The organism is Pseudomonas sp. CH235 (assembly GCF_004368175.1).
Lineage (GTDB): Bacteria > Pseudomonadota > Gammaproteobacteria > Pseudomonadales > Pseudomonadaceae > Aquipseudomonas > Aquipseudomonas paraglycinae.
This window is the reverse complement of the sequence record NZ_RRZJ01000064.1, coordinates 1-1,756: the sequence shown is the minus strand read 5'-3', so window position 1 is coordinate 1,756 and position 1,756 is coordinate 1. Positions and strand designations below refer to the sequence as shown.

The following is a 1,756-nucleotide window of genomic DNA, read 5'->3' as shown; positions in this document are numbered from 1 at the left end:
TGCCGAGTGTCGAGCGGCCGGCGATACACAACAGCCTGTCGCGGGCGGCGATCTTTCTCGGGGATGAGCCGGAGGAGTTGATTGTTGCGCTGGCGGGGGACGCGGCGCGGTTTTATCACTTTCGGGCTGGGGGGCTGACGGCGGTCAGCGATGCGTACGGCAACCGCTTGCGTATTACGCGGGACCGTCTGGATCGCGTTGAGCGCCTCGACAACGGCGCTGGTCGCTCCTTGTTGCTGCGCTATGAGCGGGCGCATCTGGTCGCGGTCGATTATCAGGTTTTTCGGGATTCGACCTGGCGCACCGAGCAGACGCTGGCCAGCTACCGCTTTGATGCCCGCCATCGGTTGATCGAGGCGTCGAACGCCGTCGGCGAGACCGAGCGTTACGACTACGACGACCAGCACGTCATCCTGCAACGGCAACTGGCCGGCGGTGCGAGCTTCTTCTGGGAATGGGAACGTGCCGGCAAGGCGGCGCGCTGTGTGCGGCACTGGGCGTCGTTTTCGCAGATGGACACGCGTTACGTCTGGGATGGCGCCGGCCGTGTCACGGTGCATTACGTCGATGGGACTGAAGAGACTTACGTCCACGATGACACCGCGCGGCTGGTGCGTCAGGTGTCGGCGGACGGGGGCGAACAGCTCAAGGCATACGATTCGGCGGGCCGGCTGGTTGCCGAGCAGGATGCGCTGGGGGCGGTCACCGAGTACCGCTATGACGACGCCGGGCGGTTGATCGCGCTGATTCCGCCGGACGATGCGCCGACGTCCTACGAGTACCGCAACGGTTTCCTGCACAGCCGCTCACGTGGCGATGCGGTGTGGACGTACCGGCGCAATGCCCAGGGTGACATCACCGAAGCGGTCGATCCCGATGGCCATGTCACCCATTACCACTACGACGCGCAGGGGCGGTTGCTGTCGATCCGTTATCCGGATTCCGGTCGCCATGTGTTCGTGTGGAACGACCTCGGGCAACTGGTCGAGGAAAGCCTGCCGGACGGTGGGGTTCGGAAGTTTTCCTACGACCTGCAGGGACGACGGATTACTGCGCAGGATGAGCATGGTGCGGTCACCTACCACGCGTGGGATGCCGTTGGCCGGCTGATCCAGACCACCTCGCCGAATGGCGCCACTCGAGCCTTCAGTTATAGCGCTTACGGCCAGATCACCGCCGAACGCGATGAACTGGGGCGGATCACCCGCTACGAGTATGACGACGACCTGCATTTGGTCAGCCGACGGATCAACCCCGACGGCACACGAGTCCAGTACCGCTACGACCATGCGCAGCTGCTGCTGACGGAAATCGAGAACGAGTCCGGCGAAAAGTATCGGCTGGACTACACGCCCACCGGACTGATCCGACAGGAAACCGGCTTCGATGGTCGGCGCACGGCGTATGCCTACGACCGCAACGGTCATCTGCTGGAGAAGACCGAGTTCGGCGACGACGGCACCACGCTGGTCACCACTTACCAGCGCGACAGCGCCGGGCGATTGCTGCTCAAGACCCTGCCGGACGGGGTCGAGGTCAGCTACCGCTATGACCGTCTCGGCCGGCTGGTCGGCGTGGATGACGGCCAGGATCACCCGCTGGCCTTCGAATACGACCTGCAGGACCGGCTGGTGCGCGAGCATCAGGGCTGGGGCACCCTGCGTTACGCCTACGACGCCTGCGGCCAGCTCACCCGCCTGCGTCTGCCGGACAACAGCAAACTCGATTACCACTACGCCAAGGGCGGGGCGCTGAC

Annotated in this window: 1 pseudogene; it reads left to right on the top strand. The window is 64.5% G+C overall.

What is annotated here, in order from left to right:
* Positions 1–1,756, top strand: a pseudogene (locus EIY71_RS28430) (RHS repeat protein); the annotation flags it as partial.